The sequence below is a fragment of the Collinsella sp. AF14-35 genome, from assembly GCF_003464565.1.
GTDB lineage: Bacteria > Actinomycetota > Coriobacteriia > Coriobacteriales > Coriobacteriaceae > Collinsella.
Genome location: NZ_QRZD01000020.1, coordinates 1 through 17623, shown reverse-complemented (window position 1 = coordinate 17623; position 17623 = coordinate 1). Strand labels below are relative to the sequence as shown.

General features: G+C 61.7%; 17 protein-coding genes. 11 read left to right on the top strand and 6 right to left on the bottom strand.

The genetic code is table 11. The features are described from left to right. Nucleotides 1-19: 19 nt before the first annotated feature. Nucleotides 20-1045, bottom strand: coding sequence for a quinolinate synthase NadA (nadA, locus tag DWW12_RS07260; RefSeq protein ID WP_117855601.1), 1026 nt, complete (start codon nucleotides 1043-1045; stop codon nucleotides 20-22). Nucleotides 1046-1239: 194 nt separating this feature from the next. On the opposite strand from nadA, the gene DWW12_RS07255 reads away from it, so the two are divergent. Beyond that, a complete protein-coding gene (locus tag DWW12_RS07255) occupies nucleotides 1240-1380 on the top strand; it encodes a GHKL domain-containing protein (protein ID WP_117855600.1) in 141 nt (46 codons plus the stop codon). A 74-nt stretch (nucleotides 1381-1454) separates the two neighbouring features. Here the strand turns inward: DWW12_RS07255 and DWW12_RS07250 are convergent, their stop codons facing one another. Beyond that, nucleotides 1455-2030 carry a hypothetical protein gene (locus tag DWW12_RS07250; protein ID WP_117855611.1) on the bottom strand — a complete coding sequence of 192 codons (576 nt, stop codon included), beginning with the start codon at nucleotides 2028-2030 and terminating at the stop codon, nucleotides 1455-1457. Between the two features lie 136 nt (nucleotides 2031-2166). Here DWW12_RS07250 and trxA point away from each other — a divergent pair, with 136 nt between their 5' ends. The 8 genes from trxA to DWW12_RS07210 all read left to right on the top strand — a co-directional run bounded on the left by trxA (nucleotide 2167) and on the right by DWW12_RS07210 (nucleotide 9482). After that, a complete protein-coding gene (gene trxA / locus DWW12_RS07245; RefSeq protein WP_117855610.1) occupies nucleotides 2167-2487 on the top strand; it encodes a thioredoxin in 321 nt (106 codons plus the stop codon). 220 nt (nucleotides 2488-2707) lie between these two features. Next, nucleotides 2708-2956 (top strand): hypothetical protein, encoded by a 249-nt coding sequence (locus DWW12_RS07240; RefSeq protein ID WP_006235225.1) that lies wholly within the window; start codon nucleotides 2708-2710, stop codon nucleotides 2954-2956. A gap of 1 nt (nucleotide 2957) precedes the next feature. Next, nucleotides 2958-3470: a nickel-responsive transcriptional regulator NikR gene (gene nikR, locus DWW12_RS07235; RefSeq protein ID WP_233503204.1), complete on the top strand. Its 513-nt coding sequence runs from the start codon at nucleotides 2958-2960 to the stop codon at nucleotides 3468-3470. 29 nt (nucleotides 3471-3499) lie between these two features. Then, the gene (hypF, locus tag DWW12_RS07230) at nucleotides 3500-5953 is read left to right on the top strand and encodes a carbamoyltransferase HypF (protein ID WP_117855599.1); all 2454 of its coding nucleotides are present in this window, start codon (nucleotides 3500-3502) and stop codon (nucleotides 5951-5953) included. Nucleotides 5954-6084: 131 nt separating this feature from the next. Then, nucleotides 6085-6345, top strand: coding sequence for a HypC/HybG/HupF family hydrogenase formation chaperone (locus tag DWW12_RS07225; protein ID WP_117640723.1), 261 nt, complete (start codon nucleotides 6085-6087; stop codon nucleotides 6343-6345). Continuing rightward, the gene (hypD, locus tag DWW12_RS07220; protein ID WP_233524959.1) at nucleotides 6345-7460 is read left to right on the top strand and encodes a hydrogenase formation protein HypD; all 1116 of its coding nucleotides are present in this window, start codon (nucleotides 6345-6347) and stop codon (nucleotides 7458-7460) included. Before DWW12_RS07225 ends, hypD begins: the two co-directional genes overlap by 1 nt. Before the next feature lie 213 nt (nucleotides 7461-7673). Next, entirely contained in the window at nucleotides 7674-8708 is a 1035-nt protein-coding gene (gene hypE / locus DWW12_RS07215; protein WP_117640722.1) for a hydrogenase expression/formation protein HypE, read from the top strand. Nucleotides 8709-8813: 105 nt separating this feature from the next. Beyond that, nucleotides 8814-9482: an HAD family hydrolase gene (locus DWW12_RS07210; protein WP_117640721.1), complete on the top strand. Its 669-nt coding sequence runs from the start codon at nucleotides 8814-8816 to the stop codon at nucleotides 9480-9482. 276 nt (nucleotides 9483-9758) lie between these two features. On the opposite strand, the gene DWW12_RS07205 is transcribed toward DWW12_RS07210, so the two are convergent. Further along, on the bottom strand, nucleotides 9759-10316 hold the full coding sequence (locus DWW12_RS07205) for a hypothetical protein (protein ID WP_117629668.1): 558 nt from the start codon (nucleotides 10314-10316) through the stop codon (nucleotides 9759-9761). A gap of 235 nt (nucleotides 10317-10551) precedes the next feature. After that, a complete protein-coding gene (locus DWW12_RS07200; RefSeq protein ID WP_117629667.1) occupies nucleotides 10552-11088 on the bottom strand; it encodes a PTS glucose transporter subunit IIA in 537 nt (178 codons plus the stop codon). A gap of 337 nt (nucleotides 11089-11425) precedes the next feature. Here DWW12_RS07200 and DWW12_RS07195 point away from each other — a divergent pair, with 337 nt between their 5' ends. Then, a complete protein-coding gene (locus DWW12_RS07195; protein ID WP_117855598.1) occupies nucleotides 11426-12280 on the top strand; it encodes a MurR/RpiR family transcriptional regulator in 855 nt (284 codons plus the stop codon). A gap of 143 nt (nucleotides 12281-12423) precedes the next feature. On the opposite strand, the gene DWW12_RS07190 is transcribed toward DWW12_RS07195, so the two are convergent. Together DWW12_RS07190 and pyrE are read right to left on the bottom strand one after the other, a co-directional pair. After that, nucleotides 12424-13044 carry a helix-turn-helix domain-containing protein gene (locus tag DWW12_RS07190; protein WP_055250846.1) on the bottom strand — a complete coding sequence of 207 codons (621 nt, stop codon included), beginning with the start codon at nucleotides 13042-13044 and terminating at the stop codon, nucleotides 12424-12426. 353 nt (nucleotides 13045-13397) lie between these two features. Then, complete coding sequence (pyrE, locus tag DWW12_RS07185) at nucleotides 13398-14078, bottom strand: orotate phosphoribosyltransferase (RefSeq protein ID WP_117640525.1); 681 nt, start codon at nucleotides 14076-14078, stop codon at nucleotides 13398-13400. A gap of 436 nt (nucleotides 14079-14514) precedes the next feature. Between pyrE and mgtA the strand changes: the two genes are divergently transcribed. Beyond that, a complete protein-coding gene (gene mgtA, locus DWW12_RS07180; RefSeq protein ID WP_117855597.1) occupies nucleotides 14515-17283 on the top strand; it encodes a magnesium-translocating P-type ATPase in 2769 nt (922 codons plus the stop codon). Nucleotides 17284-17623 lie beyond the last annotated feature (340 nt).

The window sequence follows — 17623 nt, the reverse complement described above, 5'->3', positions numbered from 1 at the left end:
CCCCTCATGTCACATTGTTCTAGCGCGCCGCGTACTCGAGCATGCGGTCGAGCGTGAGCTTGGCCTGGTCGGCGGCCTCGTCCGACACGCCGATCTGCACCTCGCTCTCACCCGTCTCCAGGCAGCGCACGAGCTTTTCGAGCGTGATGAGATCCATGTTGACGCAGGTGGGCTGCACCGCGGGGAAATAGAACTTTTTGCCGGTGCCCTGGCAGCGGCGCTCGAGCTCGTAGAGCACGCCGCGGACCGTCACGATAATGAACTCGTTGGCGTCCGACTCCTCGGCATACTTGATGATGCCAGCGGTGGAGCCGATGTAGTCGGCCTCGGCAAGGACGTCGGCCTTGCACTCGGGGTGCGCCAGCACGAGCGCGTCGGGATGCGCCTCCTGCGCGTCGACAATCTGCTCGACGGTGATGATGTGATGACGCGGGCAGTAGCCGTTGTTGAGAATGACGTGCTTTTGCGGCACCTGCTCGGCTACGAAGCGGCCCAGGTTTTGATCGGGAATGAACAGGACGTGCTGCTGCGGCAGCTCGGACACGATCTTGACGGCGTTGGAGCTGGTGACGCACACATCACTCCAGCTCTTGATCTCGACCGTCGAGTTGACGTAGCAGACGACAGCCAAGTCGTCGCCGTACTCGGCGCGCGCCGCATCGACCGTCTCGCGCTTGACCATGTGCGCCATGGGGCAGTCCGCACCCGGCTCGGGCAGCAGCACGGTCTTGGTGGGGTTGAGCAGCTTGGCGCTCTCGCCCATAAACTCCACGCCGCACAGCACGATGGTCTGCTGCGGCAGGCTTTTGGCGAGCTTTGCCAGGTAAAAGCTGTCGCCGACGTAATCGGCAACGGCTTGAACCTCGGGCGCCACATAGTAGTGCGCCAGGATCACCGCGTCACGTTGGGTTTTTAGTTGCTGAATGGCCTCGACGAGCTCTGCGGGCACCAGTGCTGCGCGCTCCGTTGCCGTCGTTGCCGATGCCAGGCCGGCCGCAATGTCGCGTGCAAGCTCCGATGCATCCATGTTCGCGCTCTGTGCCATCAAGGCCCCTCTCTTTTGGCAAATCTTGGGGCTTTAGTATGACACCTAGGTTTACAGCTGACAAGACAGCTGTAAACCTAGGTGTAAAGTTGAAATAAAGATTCAATCATGCGGCAGGCCCATTTTCGAACTGACAAGTTAAGGATAGTCGAGCTCTCGATAGCGCAGGAGGCATCTTTGGACGGCCGCCACGCATGGTCGACGGCATACCCGTGACCCAGCATTCGGGCCACGGCTTTGGCACCAAGAGCATCAAGTTCGCCGTGGAACGCATGAACGGCAACTGCCAGTTCCGCATTAACGGCGATCGGTTTGAGCTGCGCGCTGTGATGTAAGGGCACGGGCGCGACGGATTTGCGTTCCGCGGGCGCGGCTCGCCCGCTCGGGGTCGTTTGTCGACGCGGGCTCGCTACAGCGGCGCGGCTGCCGGGGTCAGCTGTTTGATGTATGCCCACATACGCTGCTTGGCGGCTTTGTCAGTGAGCGCCGCCTCAAAACCGTCGAGCGCCAGCACGCGGCGTCCCTGCACATGGGCGACCAGACCTGGCTTGAGCATGGCGGTGTCAAAGTCATCAATTGCCACGAGCATATCGGCATAGGTTTCACGCATAACATCGGCAGCGCTGTTGTCCAGCAGCAGCACCGCCTCGGGGTCCAGGGTCTCGAGCGCCTCGCGGAACAACTCGCACGGCAGGGTCTCACCCACCGCGGCCGTCCCGTCGTCCGCGCCGGCAACGCTTGCCAGCACGCAGAAATCCTCAGGCGCATAACCGATGGCCCCGAGTGCCTTGCGCAGTGCGGCGCCATCCGCGCCGGCGGCAAGCTCGCCGCCCAAACGCTCGGCCTCATCTAAATCGCCTTTGACCAGCACAATCGGCGAGCATGCATTGCCCGCGACACGCACGCCACGCGCCGCAAGCGACGCGAGCTCCTGCTCGGTGGCCTGTGCGATAGCTTCTTTTTTCTGGCTTTGTGACGTGGACATGCGCTCTCCAATCGTTTGCGTGCCCACCATTATATAAAAGAGCCGCCTGCGAGTGGTTGCATTGCGGGCCGTTGGGTATAAGCACGGTCGTACTGAGTTTTACGCGGCCGAGCCGCGTCGCATTATGGAGGTCACCATGGCTGACATTAAGCAGATTACCCCCGAGAACTTCGATTCCGTCGTTAGCGGCAACCTTCCCGTACTGGTTGATTTTTGGGCACCGTGGTGCGGGCCCTGCCGATCGCTCTCGCCCATCGTGGACGAAGTAGCCGACGAGCTGGCCGGCAAGCTTGCCGTTGCCAAGTGCAACGTCGACGACAATCAGGACCTGGCCATGAAGTTTGGCGTTATGAGCATCCCCACGCTGGTTGTCTTTAAGAACGGCGAGGAAATTGACCGCTCCGTTGGCGCGCTGCCCAAGGCCAGACTGCAGGCGCTGCTTGAGAAGCACCTGTAATACGCCGGTCATGTGCTGCCGTCCATGAGCGGTTTTGCGCCGCTCACCGGAGAGCCGGGCGCTGCGACCGCGACCACGGATAGTATGGTAATCGCAAACAGCCCCCAGTGAACGGGTGCGGGTCAGACGGACTCGCACCCGTTTTCTTATGCGGCGATGCGCAAAGCGGGCGTAGTAGAATCTGAACCACTGATTAAACCCGTACAAAAGGAGACTTTCCATGCATGACGTCGGAATGAACATGAGCCAGCTTGCCATGAGCGTCAAGCAGGTCGACGACACGATCGAGCTCGCCCACGAGTGGAGCCATCAGCTGCTGCATGCGACCGAGAACTTTGACATGGAACGCATTGGCGCCAAGCTCGAGGCCGCCATGGCGGCACTCCACGAGGCGCACGACGCACTCGAGGGCTACGAGGAAGCCATCGAGGCCGACCATAACTCCGTTGGCTCCGTAAAGCTGGTGTAGCGTGGCCGAGCACGAGCACGCCTGCGATCACGAGCACGAGCATCCGCACGGGCCGACCGGCGACATGGGCTGCCGTTGCAGCGGCTCCGCCTCAGAGCTGGTCCGTTTTTCAGTCACCGCGCCCGACGACCTGCTGCGCCGCTTTGACGAGCAGATCGCGCGCCGCGGCGACGTGGCCAACCGCTCCGAGGCAGTGCGCGACCTGATTCGCGCCTCCATTGCCAAGGAGCAGATGCGAACACCCGACGAGCAGGTCATCGGGTCGCTCACCATGATTTACGACCATCACACCGGCGACCTGACGCGCCGCCTGGACGAGGTGCAGCACGACTACACCGACGAGATCGTATCGACCATGCACGTGCATCTGGATCACCACAACTGCTTGGAGATTCTGGCGCTTAAGGGTCGCGGCGAGCGCGTCTACGAGCTGGCTGACCGCCTGCTGGGCCTGCGCGGCGTTAAACACGGCGAGCTCACCTGCGCCGCCACCGAGCAGAGCTTGGGGCTGTAACAGCACACATTTCAACGAAGGAGGGCCGCATGCGACATGCGCATATCCATGTAACGGGCATTGTGCAGGGCGTCGGCATGCGACCGTTTGTGTATCGCGAGGCCATGGCGCACGGCATTTGCGGCTGGGTGCTCAACGCGGGCGATGGCGTGCATATCGAGGCGCACGCCCTTGGCAAAGCACTCGACGAATTTGTCGACGCGCTTTCCGAGCATGCGCCTGCGGCGTCTCGCGTGGAGCGTGTCGAGGTTGTAGGCCTAGCACCCGGCGACTGGGACGCCGCCAACGAGCAGGGCTTTCGCATTGTGGCGTCGCAGGATCAAACTGCCCACACGACGCTCATCTCGCCCGACATCGCCACGTGCGATGACTGTCTGTGCGAGCTGTTCGACCCCGCCGACCGACGCTTTCATTATCCCTTTATCAACTGCACCAACTGCGGACCGCGCTTCACCATCATCCGCTCGCTGCCCTATGACCGAGCGGCCACCTCGATGGATCGCTTTCCCATGTGCCCCACCTGCGCCGCAGAGTATGCCGACCCACTCGATCGACGCTTTCACGCGCAACCCGATGCCTGCTTTGATTGCGGACCGCATATTACGTGGCGTGAGGCCGATCGCGGCGTTACACCAGCGGGTGTCGACGCGACGCCAGCCGTCGGCTCCACGCGCGAGACCAGCGACGCCATCATCGAACGCTGCGTCGAGCTGCTGGCAGGCGGCGGCATCGTCGCCATCAAGGGTCTGGGCGGATTCCACCTGGCCTGCAATGCCACAAACGAACAGGCGGTGTGCGAGTTGCGCCGTCGCAAGCGTCGCAGCAACAAGCCGCTTGCCGTTATGGTACGCGGCCTTGCCGACGCCGAGCGCCTGTGTCGCATCGATGGCGTTGAGCGCGACCTGCTGGCCGGCAGCGTTCGTCCCATCGTGCTGCTGCGTCGCCGCGTGGCCGGCAACGACGCCTACGGCTTCCCCGACGCCCCTGAGCTCGCACCATCCGTCGCGCACGACTTGCCCGAGCTCGGCGTCATGCTCCCCTACACCCCACTTCAACATTTGCTGCTCGCCGCGGCTGCAGCGCACGGTATGCACGCAATCGTCATGACCAGCGGAAACCTGAGCGAAGAGCCCATCGAGACCGACGATGCCCTTGCATGGGAACATCTCGTTGCCGCCGGCATCGCCGACGCGCTGCTCGGCAACGACCGCGCAATTCTGTCGCGCTACGACGACTCCGTGGTACGCGTAGTCGACGGCGACGTCATGCCCGTGCGTCGCGCACGCGGATATGCGCCGCAGCCGCTGTCGTTGCCGGCGCTCAACGGCACCACGCCCTGCGTGCTCGCCTGCGGGCCGCAGCAAAAAGCCACGGTCGCACTCACACGCGAGGACGCCGACGGCCATGTGGTCTGTTTTGTGTCGCAGCATATCGGCGATGTCGAAAACGGCGCGACCTTCGATGCCTGGAGCGCCGCGCGCTCGCGCCTGGAAGATCTCTTTGACCTGGCACCTGTCGCCCTGGCATGCGATATGCATCCCAGCTATCTGTCGAGCCAATGGGCGCGCGAGCAGGCACGGGAGCACAATCTGCCGCTTATCGAAGTCCAGCACCATCATGCGCACATCGCGAGCGTGATGGCAGAGGCGATTGCCGCAGGCCGGCTTGCGCCCGATGCACGCGTCCTCGGCATCGCCTTCGATGGCACGGGCGCCGGCACCGATGGCACCATATGGGGCGGTGAGTTTCTTATCGCCCGTCTCGCCGATTTTGAGCGCGTCGCGCATCTGCGCACCTGGGCGCTTCCCGGTGGCGCCGCATCCGTACACGATGCCCGCCGCAACGCCTTTGCCCTACTCAGCGAGCTCGACCTGCTCGAGCACCCGGGAGCCGTGGGGCTCTTGAACAGCCTTGACGAGCAAACGCGCAGCATAACGGCAACGATGATCGAGCGCGGCATCAACAGCCCGCGCACCAGCAGCATGGGTCGCCTGTTTGATGCCGCAGCCGCGATTTTGGGCATTTGTGGCCAGGCAACCTACGAGGGCGAACCCGCCATCGAGCTCGAAGCCGCCGCCTGGCGTGCACTGGACGGCGAAATCGCCCATTTTCCCGACGACAACGCAGGCTATTTCACATCTGACCCATCGTGGTTGGACCAGAAAGCACTCTTTGAGGCACTTTTGGAGGGAATTGAGGCCGAAGCGCCCGCCGACAGGCTCGCACTCGACTTCCATGTCTCCGTTGCGCGCTCCACGGCACGCATCGCCAGCGAAATCTGCACCCGCGAGAACATCGGCACCGTCGCGCTCTCGGGCGGCGTGTTCATGAACCGACTTTTGCTTTGGCTCCTCACCCACGAACTCAAAGACGCCGGTCTTGCCGTCTTGGTCCCCCACGCCGTGCCCGTCAACGACGGCTGCATCGCCTACGGTCAGGCCGCCAGCGCTCGCGCTCGCCTCGCGCAGGCAGCATCGCGATAGGCTGTTTTGCCAGCCTGCGCGCCGCCGTCTCACAGGTGTAACGCGTTTGCTCGTGACTCCCGCGAGCGCTACCATCAACTGATGGGTAATTAGGCGCCTATCCAGCGCAAAACGTATAAAAGGGGAACATTATGTGCCTTGCCGTTCCCGGTAAAGTGGTCAAACGCGACGACGACCTTAAGGCGACCGTCGACATGATGGGCATCGAGCGCCCCGTTTCGCTGCGCCTCGTGCCGACGGCACAGGTAGGCGACTATATTCTCGTGCACGCCGGCTTTGGCATTCAGATTGTCGACGAGCAGGAGGCCCAAGAGACACTCGAGCTCGTCAATACCATGATCGAGCTGGCCGAGGAGGACCAGCTCGCCACCAACCCGGCCGAGGCATACTAGTGGTGGCGGCGCAGCCGGTTCGCTCCGGTATCGACTTTTCGGCATTTCGCGACCCTAAGCTGGCCCGCGAGCTCATCGATCGTATTCATGAGCTTGTCGGCAACCGCAGCATCAACCTTATGGAAGTCTGCGGTACGCATACCGTGAGCATTGGCCGCTATGGCTTTCGCTCCATTATGCCGACGGGGCTCAAGCTGCTGAGCGGCCCGGGGTGCCCCGTTTGCGTCACCGCCAACCGCGACATCGATCACGCAATCGCGCTTTCCAACATGGACGGCGCCATCATCACCACCTTTGGCGACATGATGCGCGTGCCCGGATCGTCCACCTCGCTTGCCGCGCAAAAGGCGGTGGGGCGCGGCATCCGCATCGTCTACTCTCCGCTCGACGCACTCGACATTGCCGAGCAAAATCCCGAACGCCCGGTCATCTTTATGGGCGTCGGCTTTGAGACCACAACGCCCACCATTGCCGCCGCTATCCTGGAGGCCGACGCGCGCGGGCTCCAGAACTTCTCGGTCTACTGTGCTCACAAGACTACGCCGCCGGCTCTGCGTGCGATCTCCAACGACCCCGAGACGACCATCGACGGCTTTATCCTGCCTGGTCACGTCGCTACCATCACAGGCCTGGCACCCTTCGGGTTTTTGGTCGATGAGTTCGAGACCCCCGGCGTAGTCACGGGATTTGAGCCGGTCGATATCTTGCAGGGCATCTGCATGCTAGTCCAGATGGTTGTCGAGCACAGGCCCGCAATCGACAACGCCTACCGGCGTGGCGTCAATGCAGACGGCAATCCCGTAGCGCGCCAGCTGGTCGAGCAGGTATTTGAGCCGTGCGACACCACGTGGCGCGGACTGGGACCGATTGCCAACTCGGGTCTTTCCATCCGACCCGAGTTCGCGCGTTTTGATGCCGGCGCCCGCTTTGACGTGCCCATTGAACCGACGGTCGAGCCGCATGGGTGCCGCTGCGGCGACGTGCTGCGCGGGGCCATTACGCCGAGCAGCTGCCCGCTCTTTGGCCGCGCCTGCACGCCCGAGCATCCCGTCGGACCGTGCATGGTGAGCTCCGAGGGCAGCTGCGCGGCGTACTACCGCTACCGCGACTATTAGGTTCCGCCGTTCTAACGAACGGCGGACCGGTCGACGCTGCGCGCCATTCAGGCGAGCGATTTGCCTTTCAATCGTCGGCTGCGGGCAAAAGCCCAGCAGCCTCCTCTTTCAAGGCAACTCACTCCGTCTGAATGGCGCTCGCTGGCTTTTACCTAACATCGATTCTGCCATGTCCGATTTTTATCAATTCCGTCCTCGATTGGAGTTTTGGATATGTCCCATAGCATCACCGATAGCACCGTCCTGTTGGGCCACGGCTCTGGCGGTCAGATGATGAAACGCATCATCGATGAGGTCTTTTTGGATGCCTTTGGGTCGCCCGAGCTGCTCGAGGGCAACGATGCCGGCGTCGCCGCGCTGCCCGCGAGCGGGCGCATCGCCATGTCGACCGACAGCTTTGTGGTAACGCCGCAGTTCTTCCCCGGTGGCAACATCGGCCGCCTCGCCGTATGCGGAACCGTCAACGACGTCGCGACCTCGGGCGCCAACGTGCGCTACCTGTCGTGCGGTTTTATCCTCGAAGAGGGCTATCCCATGGATAAGCTCCGCCAGATTGTGCAGACGATGGCCGAGACGGCGCGCGAGGCGGGCGTGGCGATCATCACCGGCGACACCAAAGTGGTCGAGCGCGGCGGGGCCGACGGTGTCTACATCAATACCGCCGGCGTGGGAGAAGTGCCCGCGGGCGTGGCGCTCAGCGGGGCCAACTGCCAGCCCGGCGATGTCATCCTGGTGTCGGGTACACTCGGCGACCACGGTATCGCCATCATGAGCCAACGCGAGGGTCTGGCCTTTTCGAGCACCATCGAAAGCGACGCCGCGCCGCTCAACCACCTGATTGCCGACGTGCTGTCCGCAGCGCCCGGCACGCGTTGCTTTCGCGACCCCACGCGCGGTGGCCTGGCGTCCACGCTCAACGAGTTTGCCCAGGCCAGCGGTGTTGCCATGGAGGTCGACGAGGATGCCGTGCCCGTGCGTCCCGACGTGCAGGCCGCCTGCGAGATGCTCGGCTACGATGTGCTGCAGGTGGCAAACGAGGGCAAGATGGTCGCCGTGGTACCGGCCGAGCAAGCCGATGCCGCGCTAACCGCCATGCGCGCCGCCCGCTACGGCGAGAATGCCGCCATCATCGGTCGCGTGCTGCCACTTGCCGAGGGCGCCCATCCCGCCGTGCGTGTGCGCACCGGCTGGGGCTCGACCCGCATCCTCGACATGCTCGTAGGAGAGCAGCTGCCGAGGATTTGCTAACGACAAAGGCTCAGGGCTATTAAAGATATTCAGATTCCAAACATGCCCGGCACGCATGCCCAGTATCATGGGGTGCGTTTTACAACTCAAGCGGCAGGAGCACCCATGGCAGCAGCTTTTTCCCATGTGATCTTTGACCTGGACGGCACCATTCTCAACACGCTCGAGGACCTGGCGGCCGCCGGCAACCATACCTGCGAGATGCACGGCTGGCCCACGTTTGCCGTAGACGAGTACCGCTACAAGGTGGGAAACGGCATGCTCAAGCTGGTCGAGCGCTTTATGCCCGCCGAGTATGCGGGCGACGGCCGTATGTTTGAGCAGACGCTTGCCGAGTTTAGGGCTTATTACGGCGAGCACAAGGAAGACCACACCGCCCCCTACGCCGGCACGATCGAGATGCTCGACCGCCTGCGCGCCGCGGGCGTGCAGCTTGCCGTACTCACTAACAAGGACCACGTCTCGGCGGTTCCGCTTATCGAGAAATACTTTGGTTCCGAGCGCTTTGCGCTGGCGCAGGGCCGCGTCGATGCGTTTCCTCCCAAGCCCGAGGCGCCTGTTACGCTGCATGTGATGAAAGAGCTGGGTGCCGATCCGGCAACCACGCTCTATGTGGGCGATTCCAATGTCGATATCCTGACCGGCCACAACGCCGGCCTTAAGAGTGCGGGCGTCAGCTGGGGCTTCCGAGGCCGCGCAGAGCTCGAAGCAGCCGGTGCCGACTACGTGGTTGACACGCAGGAAGAGCTCGCGGCGCTGATCCTGGGCGAGTAACGCCAGCGCTGCCCAACCCAGCCGCCGCAATGCCGTTGCGCGGAAAGTAGTCGTTGGGGACGTTCTTAAACGACTGGTCAAACAATGGCAACGTCGCAGGTAGAGGACGGACAGCGAAAACGCCCCTAAGCGAGCAAGGTGACGTGAAATGAAAGGGCGCTGACCTTCTGGTCGCGCCCTTGAAATTGAACGTCAGATTGCCGCTTAGGGGCGTTTGCAGCGTCGAGCAGTTGCGGCGTTTGGTAAAACGCCGCAACGAACTACCGCGTAACTCCCCTAGTTCATCATTGCATTCATCATCTCGGTGGTTGCGGAATCGTCAGCATACCACTCGCCATCGTCATTGGCGGTGTACTTGAAGGTAACCTTGGTGTCCTTGGTCTTAGCGGCCTTGGTCACGTCGACCATGACCTGGCCGGCCATCTTGTACAGGTCGTCCTCGGAAGGCATCGTATCGAGCGCCGCGATCTTCTCCTGATACTGGGTGGCGAAATCTTCAACGATCTTGTTCATGGACTTGCAGGTAATGGTGACATCGGCAGTCGCGGTGCCCTTGTCCTCGTCGACCGTCACATCGCCGATCTTGTAGTCAAAACCCTCGAGATAGCTCTTGGCGTACTCCTTGGGATCGATGCCCAGCTGCTCGAACTCGTCGCCCGAGGCCTCTTCCAGGCCGGCGAGGAAGTCGTCGCCGCCGTTCTTGACCTCGTCAAACTGCGTCGTAAGATCCTCGGTGATGAGCTCCTCAACCGAAGGACCTCCGCAGCCGGAAAGCACAACCACGCACGCGACCAGAACAGCCATCAGGGGCGCAAGCAGCAGCTTCTTCTTCATGACATTCCTCCCAACAAGCGGCACCGCGCTTCCCGACGCGGTGCGCGTCGTAACAATAAGGCCATACTAGCCGATAACGAACACCCCCGGCAAAGCAAAGGCGCAGCCGGCTCGATTTAACGTCCGAACGGTTTACCGGTCCGCCCAACGCGCAATAAAACGTTCCGCCGCATTGCAATAAAAAAAGGCGGCCGGATAACCCGACCACCCCAAAACACCCTTATGTTGCCGCAGACTACTTGCGGACGACCTTGACGATGGCATCGCCAGCGGAGACAGCGGAGTCAGCCTCGACGGCGAGCTCGACGTCGGCGAACTCGGCGGTGTTGGACACAGCCACGACGACGCAGTCCTTGTAGCCGGCAGCGGCGATCTTGGCGCGGTCGATCTTGAGCATGGGCTGGCCAGCCTTAACGACATCGTCGGCCTTGACGAAGCCCTCGAAGCCGTCGCCGTTCATGTTGACGGTATCGACGCCAACGTGCACCAGAACCTCGATGCCGCTATCGGACTGCAGGCCCACGGCGTGACCCATGGTGACGGTCACCTTGCCGTCGCAGGGAGCGTAGACCAGATCGTCCTCGGGCCACACGGCGCAGCCCTTGCCCAGAACCTCGCCACCAAAGACGGGATCGGGCACGTCGGCCATCTTGATGACCTTGCCCTTGACGGGCGAGCACAGCACGTCGGCGCCGGCAGAAGCAGAGATGGAGGCCGGAGCAGCGGCAGCCGCGGGCTCAGCCTTCTTCTTGAACATGTCAAACAGACCCATACGTTTTCTCCTCTTGATTCAGCGCAACGTTATGCGCATGCCTATGGTGATTATAGTGCCAAATGGCCAAAATACTAAGGCGAGGGCTCGAATCGCAAGCCCTTTCAAGCCCTTCCCAAAACCTTTTCCCCAGTGGTTCTCATATTGTCGATTAACCCTCGATAAGCCGAGTATCGTCTGCGCACGGAACGGGCAGAAGCGGGCGCGCCAAACCCGACACTTCTTTTCGCGCCCACGGACCGCCGCCGCCCCGTCCCTGACACTTCCTGATACCGACCGAAACGTGCCAAAATAAACCCGTTCCTTTTTGCCAGGTTTGGCAAGTGTGGGAGTTCGCATGGATATCAAACGCAAGATTACCGAGGCGCAGGGCCTCACCTCCACCGAGCAACAACCCGGCATTGCGGCCCTTGCCATCGGCGAGGACATCCGCGGGCTTTCTATTAAGGAATTTGCCGCGCGCACCAACGTTTCCGTTGCGAGCGTGCACCGTTTTTGCAAAAAGCTCGGCCTCGAGGGCTTCAAGGATCTCAAGGTCGAGCTTATTCGCTTGACAACTGAGGCGGGAAACCGTCGCGACGTGGACATCGACTTTCCATTCGATGCTACGTCCACCCCCGCGCAGGTCATGGAGCGTATGGAAGGACTCTACCAGACTACGCTGGCCGAGACGCAGGAGCTGCTCGACCCCGCACAGCTCGACTACGCCGCCAAGCTCATCGCGAACGCCCGACAGGTCGATATTTTCACGGGCTCGCACAACCTCTATCCAGCAGGAATGTTCCGCGATCGCCTACTCTCCGACGGTAAAAGTGCGACGTGCCACGACAATGCCGAAGCCCAGGTGCGTACGGCGCTCGCCTCGGGCCCCGACCATGTGGCAATCGTTATCTCCTACAGCGGCCTTGCCCCCAACCTCAAGGAGATCTTGCCGATCCTCTGCAGTCGGCATGTCCCGGTTATCGTTATCGGCACACCATACTGTGCCCGCATTCACCCCGGCTTTGCCGCCTATCTCACCGTGAGCGACCACGAGAGCATGACGCACCGCATCACGCAGTTCGCCAGCCATATCGCCGTGCAATACGTACTCGATTCGCTCTATAGCAGCTACTTTGCCAAAGATTACGCCCGCTGCTCCGAGTTCTTAGAGCGCTCGTTTCCCTACACTCGCCTCCCCGGGCTCAAGTAGCGACGAGCGTGGATTTTTGGACACTCAGATAACGAGCGTGGATAATCTCCCACTTTGAGCCCGCACACAGGCCAAAACCGGGAGATTATCCACGCTCATTTTGGGTCCCCCGGGAACGCGTGAGGAGGGCGGATAGACAGCCGTTATTTGCGAGGCGTCAGCGACGTAAAGAGTCCGTGTTGGTTGCAGTAAAGATATATCCTGCCGCGCCCGGTAATATGGAAGCGCGGCTGCACCGATTGCTCTGGATAGAGCTTCTTAAAGCAGATGCCGTCCATAGTCGCATATGCCACAAAGCTAATGTAGTGATCCTTGGTCATGGGATGATCGAGCGTGACGTACCAATCGTCCTCGATGCGCTCGATGGAAAAGGCGTGGTCCGCGTCCGGCTCTTCGGCCTCCTGGGGAAACATCGTGGAGCCACAGCAGCTAAAGCTGCCTTCTCCGAGCGCGTGCACAACGTTTCCGCAGATAGGGCAAACGTAAAAGACGCCTTTGAGCATATTGCCTGCACGGTTGGCGTTGGCCCGAATGTCACCAGCCAAAAGCTCAGCCACGCTTATGCCGAGTCTCTGGGCCAAAGGCTCAACGAGGGAAATGTCGGGAAGGCCGCGGCCGGATTCCCACTTGCTGACGGCTTTATCGGTCACGCCAAGGCTTTCCGCCAGGGCGCGCTGGGTGAGGCCGCGCTCTTCGCGCAGCTGCTTGATGGCATGCGCTGCCAAAAAAGTATGGGAGGCATTGGTTTGCCGTGTCTGGTTCATGGGCTGTCCAATCAAATTGAAGAAATGGAGTGAACCGGTTCGACAGTCAGTATCCATTTGAAGGCCAGGCTCGACAACCTACGCTGCGTAGACATGCGCCAATCGAACGAGCGCGGTTTTTTGGACGCTCATCTCGAGCAGTCATTTAAGAACGTCCCCAATGACCACCGCATCCGGAGCAAGACAACGCCGCATGTAGAGGACGGACAGCGAGCGACGTCCAGGGCGAACAAGTTGGCATGAAAAAGGCGAGGCATTGACCTTCTGGTCATGCCTCGCCTTTTGAATGACAAATTGTCGCCCTGGGCGGCGCGCAGCGTCGAGCCGTTACGCGGTTTGGTAAAACCGCGTAACTAACGGACGCCGTACTGCTCGTAGTAGGCGTCGATGGCGGTCTTGAGTTCGTCATCGATGACGACCTTGCCGTCGATCTCGTGGTTGTAGAGAGTCTCGACGACCTCGGCCATGGAAACGATGCTCGCGACGGGGAAACCGTACTTGGCCTCGATCTCCTTCTGCGCGGTGGTCACGCCACCCTTGCCGACCTCCATGCGGTTGAGGGACACGATGAGGCCCTTGATCTCGACATCGGCAGCAGCCTTAACCTTGGGATAGGTCTCGTCGATGGACTTACCGCTGGTGGTGACGTCCTCGACCATGACCACGCGGTCGCCGTCCTGGGGCTCATAGCCCAGCAGGTTGCCCTTATCGGCGCCGTGGTCCTTGGCCTCCTTGCGGTCGCAGCAGTACTTGACCTCCTTGCCGTACAGCTCGTGGTAGGCAATTGCGGTCACGACGGCCAGCGGAATACCCTTGTAGGCCGGTCCAAACAGCACATCGAAGTCGTCGCCAAAGTTATCGTGGATGGCCTGGGCGTAATACTCGCCCAGCTTCTTGAGCTGATAGCCCGTCACGTAAGCGCCAGCGTTCATAAAGAACGGGGACTGACGGCCACTCTTGAGCGTAAAGCTACCGAACTTAAGAACGTCGGACTCGACCATGAACTTGATGAACTCTTGCTTGTAAGCCTCCATGCGGGCTCCTCTCGTAATCGCGTACGTGCCTTCCAGTTTAGCGCAGGCAGGGCGCGTTGCGGGCGCGCTTTGGGGCCTCGGCATTCTGTAAAGGCTTTGTCAGGGGCAATGGTTTTCCAAACAAAGGGGTTGACACGACAAACCCCCTCATCAAGAATACGAGCGGATTAAAACGGGTACGAGATACCCAAAGCGCGCTGCGCCCGTCCATAAGGAGGTGTGCCATGGAAGGCAGTCATAGTCGAAAAACCTGCATGTCGCCCTCGGCACGCCGCGAGGATTCCGTATTCGCATAAGCGTCACGAACCGATCGTCAAAACCGCCACAAAGGTGCCTGTCCCCTTTGTGGCGGTTCGCGAGCTTGACGTGAGCGACATCTAGGTTTTTTGAAGCAAATACGACACGTACGCTAACTCCCTTCAACAAGGAGGACCCTATGCTGATGCTCAAAACCGCTACGGTACTCGAAGCTATCTCCAAGCGCCGCCGCACGGCGCGCCCTGCCGCCCACGCCGGCCTGCCCAAGAACACCATATTCGCCGCCACCCATTGTGCTGAGGACACTCTCGTACTGCTTGACGCCACGGCAAACGGCCTCACCGCCGAGCGCGACGCCGAGCGCCTGAGCGCCGTCGGCCCCAACACCATCGAAGCGCCGACCAAGACGCTCGCCCGCCGCATCGCCGACGCGTTCGTCGATCCCTTCGCTGGCATCCTCGCCGCCCTCGCACTGGTCTCGCTCTACATCGACGTGCTCGCCGTGCCCGAGCCCCAGCGCGACCCCTCCACGGTCATCGTTATCGGCATCATGCTGCTGGTATCGGGCGGCATGAAGTTTATCCAGGAGGCCCGCAGCGGCAATGCGGCCGAGGCCCTCAAGGACCTGGTCTCCAACACCTGCTGTGCCCTGCGCGGCGGCGAGCGCATCGAGATTCCCTTCGACGAGCTCGTCCCCGGTGATGTGATCCGCCTCTCTGCCGGCGACATGGTGCCGGCCGATGCCCGCATCATCACCGCGCGCGACCTGTTTGTGATCGAGTCCGCACTCACCGGCGAGAGTGAGGCTGTCGAGAAGACCGCTGCCATCACCGTCGTCGAGGGCGCCGACGACTCCGCACTGCCGCCCTCTGCCTGCAAAAACATCGTCTTTACCGGCACCTCCGTGCAAAACGGCACCGCTATGGCACTTGTCGTAGCCACCGGCTCGGACACTTACCTGGGCGGCATCGCCAAGATGCTCAACGGGCGCGGCGAGAAGAGCGCGTTTGACCGCGGCGTCTCGAGCGTCTCCATGTTGCTCGTACGCCTCATGCTCGTTATGGCGCCGGCCGTCTTTGCCATCAACGCCGCCACCAAGGGCAACGTCATCGATGCGCTGTTGTTCGCCACGAGCGTGGCCGTGGGCATCACGCCGCAGATGCTTCCCGTCATCGTGACCACGAGCCTGTCGCAGGGCGCCAAGGACCTCGCCCGTCGCCAGGTTATCGTCAAGGAGCTGCCAGCAATCCAAAACCTGGGCGCGATGGACGTCCTGTGCTGCGACAAGACCGGCACCCTCACCGAAGACCGCATCGTGCTCGAGCGCTACCTCAACACCGACGGCAACGAAGACGCACGCGTGCTGCGCCATGCGTTTTTGAACAGCTTCTTCCAGACCGGCCTCAAGAACCTTATCGACCTGGCCGTCATCGACCGCTCCGATGTGACGCCCTCGGCCGCAGCACCCGATTCCATGCTGGGCCAGAGCCTGCGCGACCGCTATACCAAGGTCGACGAAGTGCCCTTCGATTTCTCGCGCCGTCGCCTGAGCGTAGTTGTCGCCGACGTCCAAGGCAAAACCCAGATGGTCACCAAGGGAGCTGCAGAGGAAATGCTCGAGATCTGCTCCTTTGTCGAGGTCGATGGCATCGCTCAGCCGCTCACCGACGAGAAGCTCGCCCAGATTCGCAAGCAGGTCGCTGGGCTTAACGCCGAGGGCCTGCGCGTGATTGCTGTGGCGCAGAAGACCGATCCGCGCTGCGTGGGCGAGTTTGGCATCGCCGACGAGTGCGACATGGTGCTGATGGGCTTTTTGGCCTTCCTCGATCCGCCCAAAGCAAGTGCCGCGGGCGCCGTCGCCACCCTCGAGGCCAAGGGCGTCGCCGTTAAGGTCCTGACCGGCGACAATGACCGTGTCGCCGCCACCGTCTGCGAGCAGATCGGCATCGACGCAAGCAACGTCTTGCTGGGCTCCGAGATCGATGCGCTCGACGACGCCGAGCTTGCCGAGCGCGCCGAGAACACCCACCTCTTCGCCAAGCTCTCGCCGCTGCAGAAGGCGCGCCTGGTGCGCGTCATGCGCGAGTTGCTCGGCCACACCGTGGGCTTTATGGGCGACGGCATCAACGACGCCGCCGCCATGCGTGCGAGCGATTGCGGCATCTCGGTCGATTCGGCCGTCGACATTGCCAAGGAATCCGCCGATATCATCTTGCTTCAGAAGGACCTGGGCGTGCTCGAGCGCGGCATCATCGAAGGCCGCCGCACCTACGGCAACTTGCTTAAGTACCTCAAGACCACAGTGAGCTCCAACTTTGGCAACGTGCTGTCCGTGACCGTCGCGAGCCTGTTCTTGCCGTTTTTGCCCATGAGCGCCCTGCAGCTGGTGCTGCTGTCGCTGGTCTACGAGATCGTGTGCATCGCGCTGCCATGGGACACCGTCGACGATGCCTGGACCGCCTGCCCGCGCGCCTGGGACGCTGCGTCCATCAAGGGCTTTATGCTCGAGCTGGGCCCCGTGAGCTCGCTGTTTGACATCGCAACCTTTGCTGCGCTCTTCTTTGTGGTGTGCCCCGCCGCCGTGGGCGCAAGCTGGTCCGAGCTTGCCGCCGCGGGCGACGTCACAAGCATGACGGCCTTTACGGCGCTCTTCCAGAGCGGCTGGTTTGTCGAGTCCATGTGGTCACAGACGCTCGTGATCCACATGCTGCGCTCCCCGCGCCTGCCGAGCCTGCGAGACCACGCCGCGCCGGCGCTGTGCGTTCTCACCGTACTGGGCCTGGCGCTCGTCACCTGGCTGCCGGCAAGCCCCATCGCCGATGCACTGGGCCTCATGCCGCTGCCGACGAGCTTCTTCGCGCTGCTCATCGGCATCGTCTCCGCCTACATCGCGCTCACCCAGCTGGCAAAGCGCCGCTACATTGCCCGCCACGGCGAGCTGCTGTAACTTCACCGGCACCCTCGTCAAGGATGTTTGGGCCGCCGCGACCCGCCCCCGCTGGCCGCGGCGGCCCAAAACAGCTAAAAACGCCCCTCACCCCCGCTTTAATTTCTTTTGCAAGTTTTAACTTCTTTTGCTTTCTTTCACTTCTTTTAACAAGGCGCCCGGCGGGCATAAGTTGCTCGCCGGGGGTGTCGGTTCGACGAAGAGGCCTCAGCCGTAGCAACGGATTGCCCAGCGAGAGATTTCCCAAGTGCCAACTCAAACAGTACATGTTTAATCTGTTTCGTTAATTGAAATGCGTAAATATGGTTAACCAAAGAATTGATATTTGGTTAAATAGTAA

Bases quoted from the DNA above. Each gene is read 5' to 3' on its own strand.
- DWW12_RS07240 (WP_006235225.1), top strand. From the start codon at position 2,708: ATGCATGACGTCGGAATGAACATGAGCCAGCTTGCCATGAGCGTCAAG.
- DWW12_RS07225 (WP_117640723.1), top strand. From the start codon at position 6,085: ATGTGCCTTGCCGTTCCCGGTAAAGTGGTCAAACGCGACGACGACCTT.
- DWW12_RS07195 (WP_117855598.1), top strand. From the start codon at position 11,426: ATGGATATCAAACGCAAGATTACCGAGGCGCAGGGCCTCACCTCCACC.
- DWW12_RS07190 (WP_055250846.1), bottom strand. From the start codon at position 13,044: ATGAACCAGACACGGCAAACCAATGCCTCCCATACTTTTTTGGCAGCG.
- DWW12_RS07250 (WP_117855611.1), bottom strand. From the start codon at position 2,030: ATGTCCACGTCACAAAGCCAGAAAAAAGAAGCTATCGCACAGGCCACC.
- mgtA (WP_117855597.1), top strand. From the start codon at position 14,515: ATGCTGATGCTCAAAACCGCTACGGTACTCGAAGCTATCTCCAAGCGC.
- pyrE (WP_117640525.1), bottom strand. From the start codon at position 14,078: ATGGAGGCTTACAAGCAAGAGTTCATCAAGTTCATGGTCGAGTCCGAC.
- hypE (WP_117640722.1), top strand. From the start codon at position 7,674: ATGTCCCATAGCATCACCGATAGCACCGTCCTGTTGGGCCACGGCTCT.
- nadA (WP_117855601.1), bottom strand. From the start codon at position 1,045: ATGGCACAGAGCGCGAACATGGATGCATCGGAGCTTGCACGCGACATT.
- hypF (WP_117855599.1), top strand. From the start codon at position 3,500: ATGCGACATGCGCATATCCATGTAACGGGCATTGTGCAGGGCGTCGGC.
- DWW12_RS07205 (WP_117629668.1), bottom strand. From the start codon at position 10,316: ATGAAGAAGAAGCTGCTGCTTGCGCCCCTGATGGCTGTTCTGGTCGCG.
- trxA (WP_117855610.1), top strand. From the start codon at position 2,167: ATGGCTGACATTAAGCAGATTACCCCCGAGAACTTCGATTCCGTCGTT.
- DWW12_RS07255 (WP_117855600.1), top strand. From the start codon at position 1,240: ATGGTCGACGGCATACCCGTGACCCAGCATTCGGGCCACGGCTTTGGC.
- DWW12_RS07200 (WP_117629667.1), bottom strand. From the start codon at position 11,088: ATGGGTCTGTTTGACATGTTCAAGAAGAAGGCTGAGCCCGCGGCTGCC.
- DWW12_RS07210 (WP_117640721.1), top strand. From the start codon at position 8,814: ATGGCAGCAGCTTTTTCCCATGTGATCTTTGACCTGGACGGCACCATT.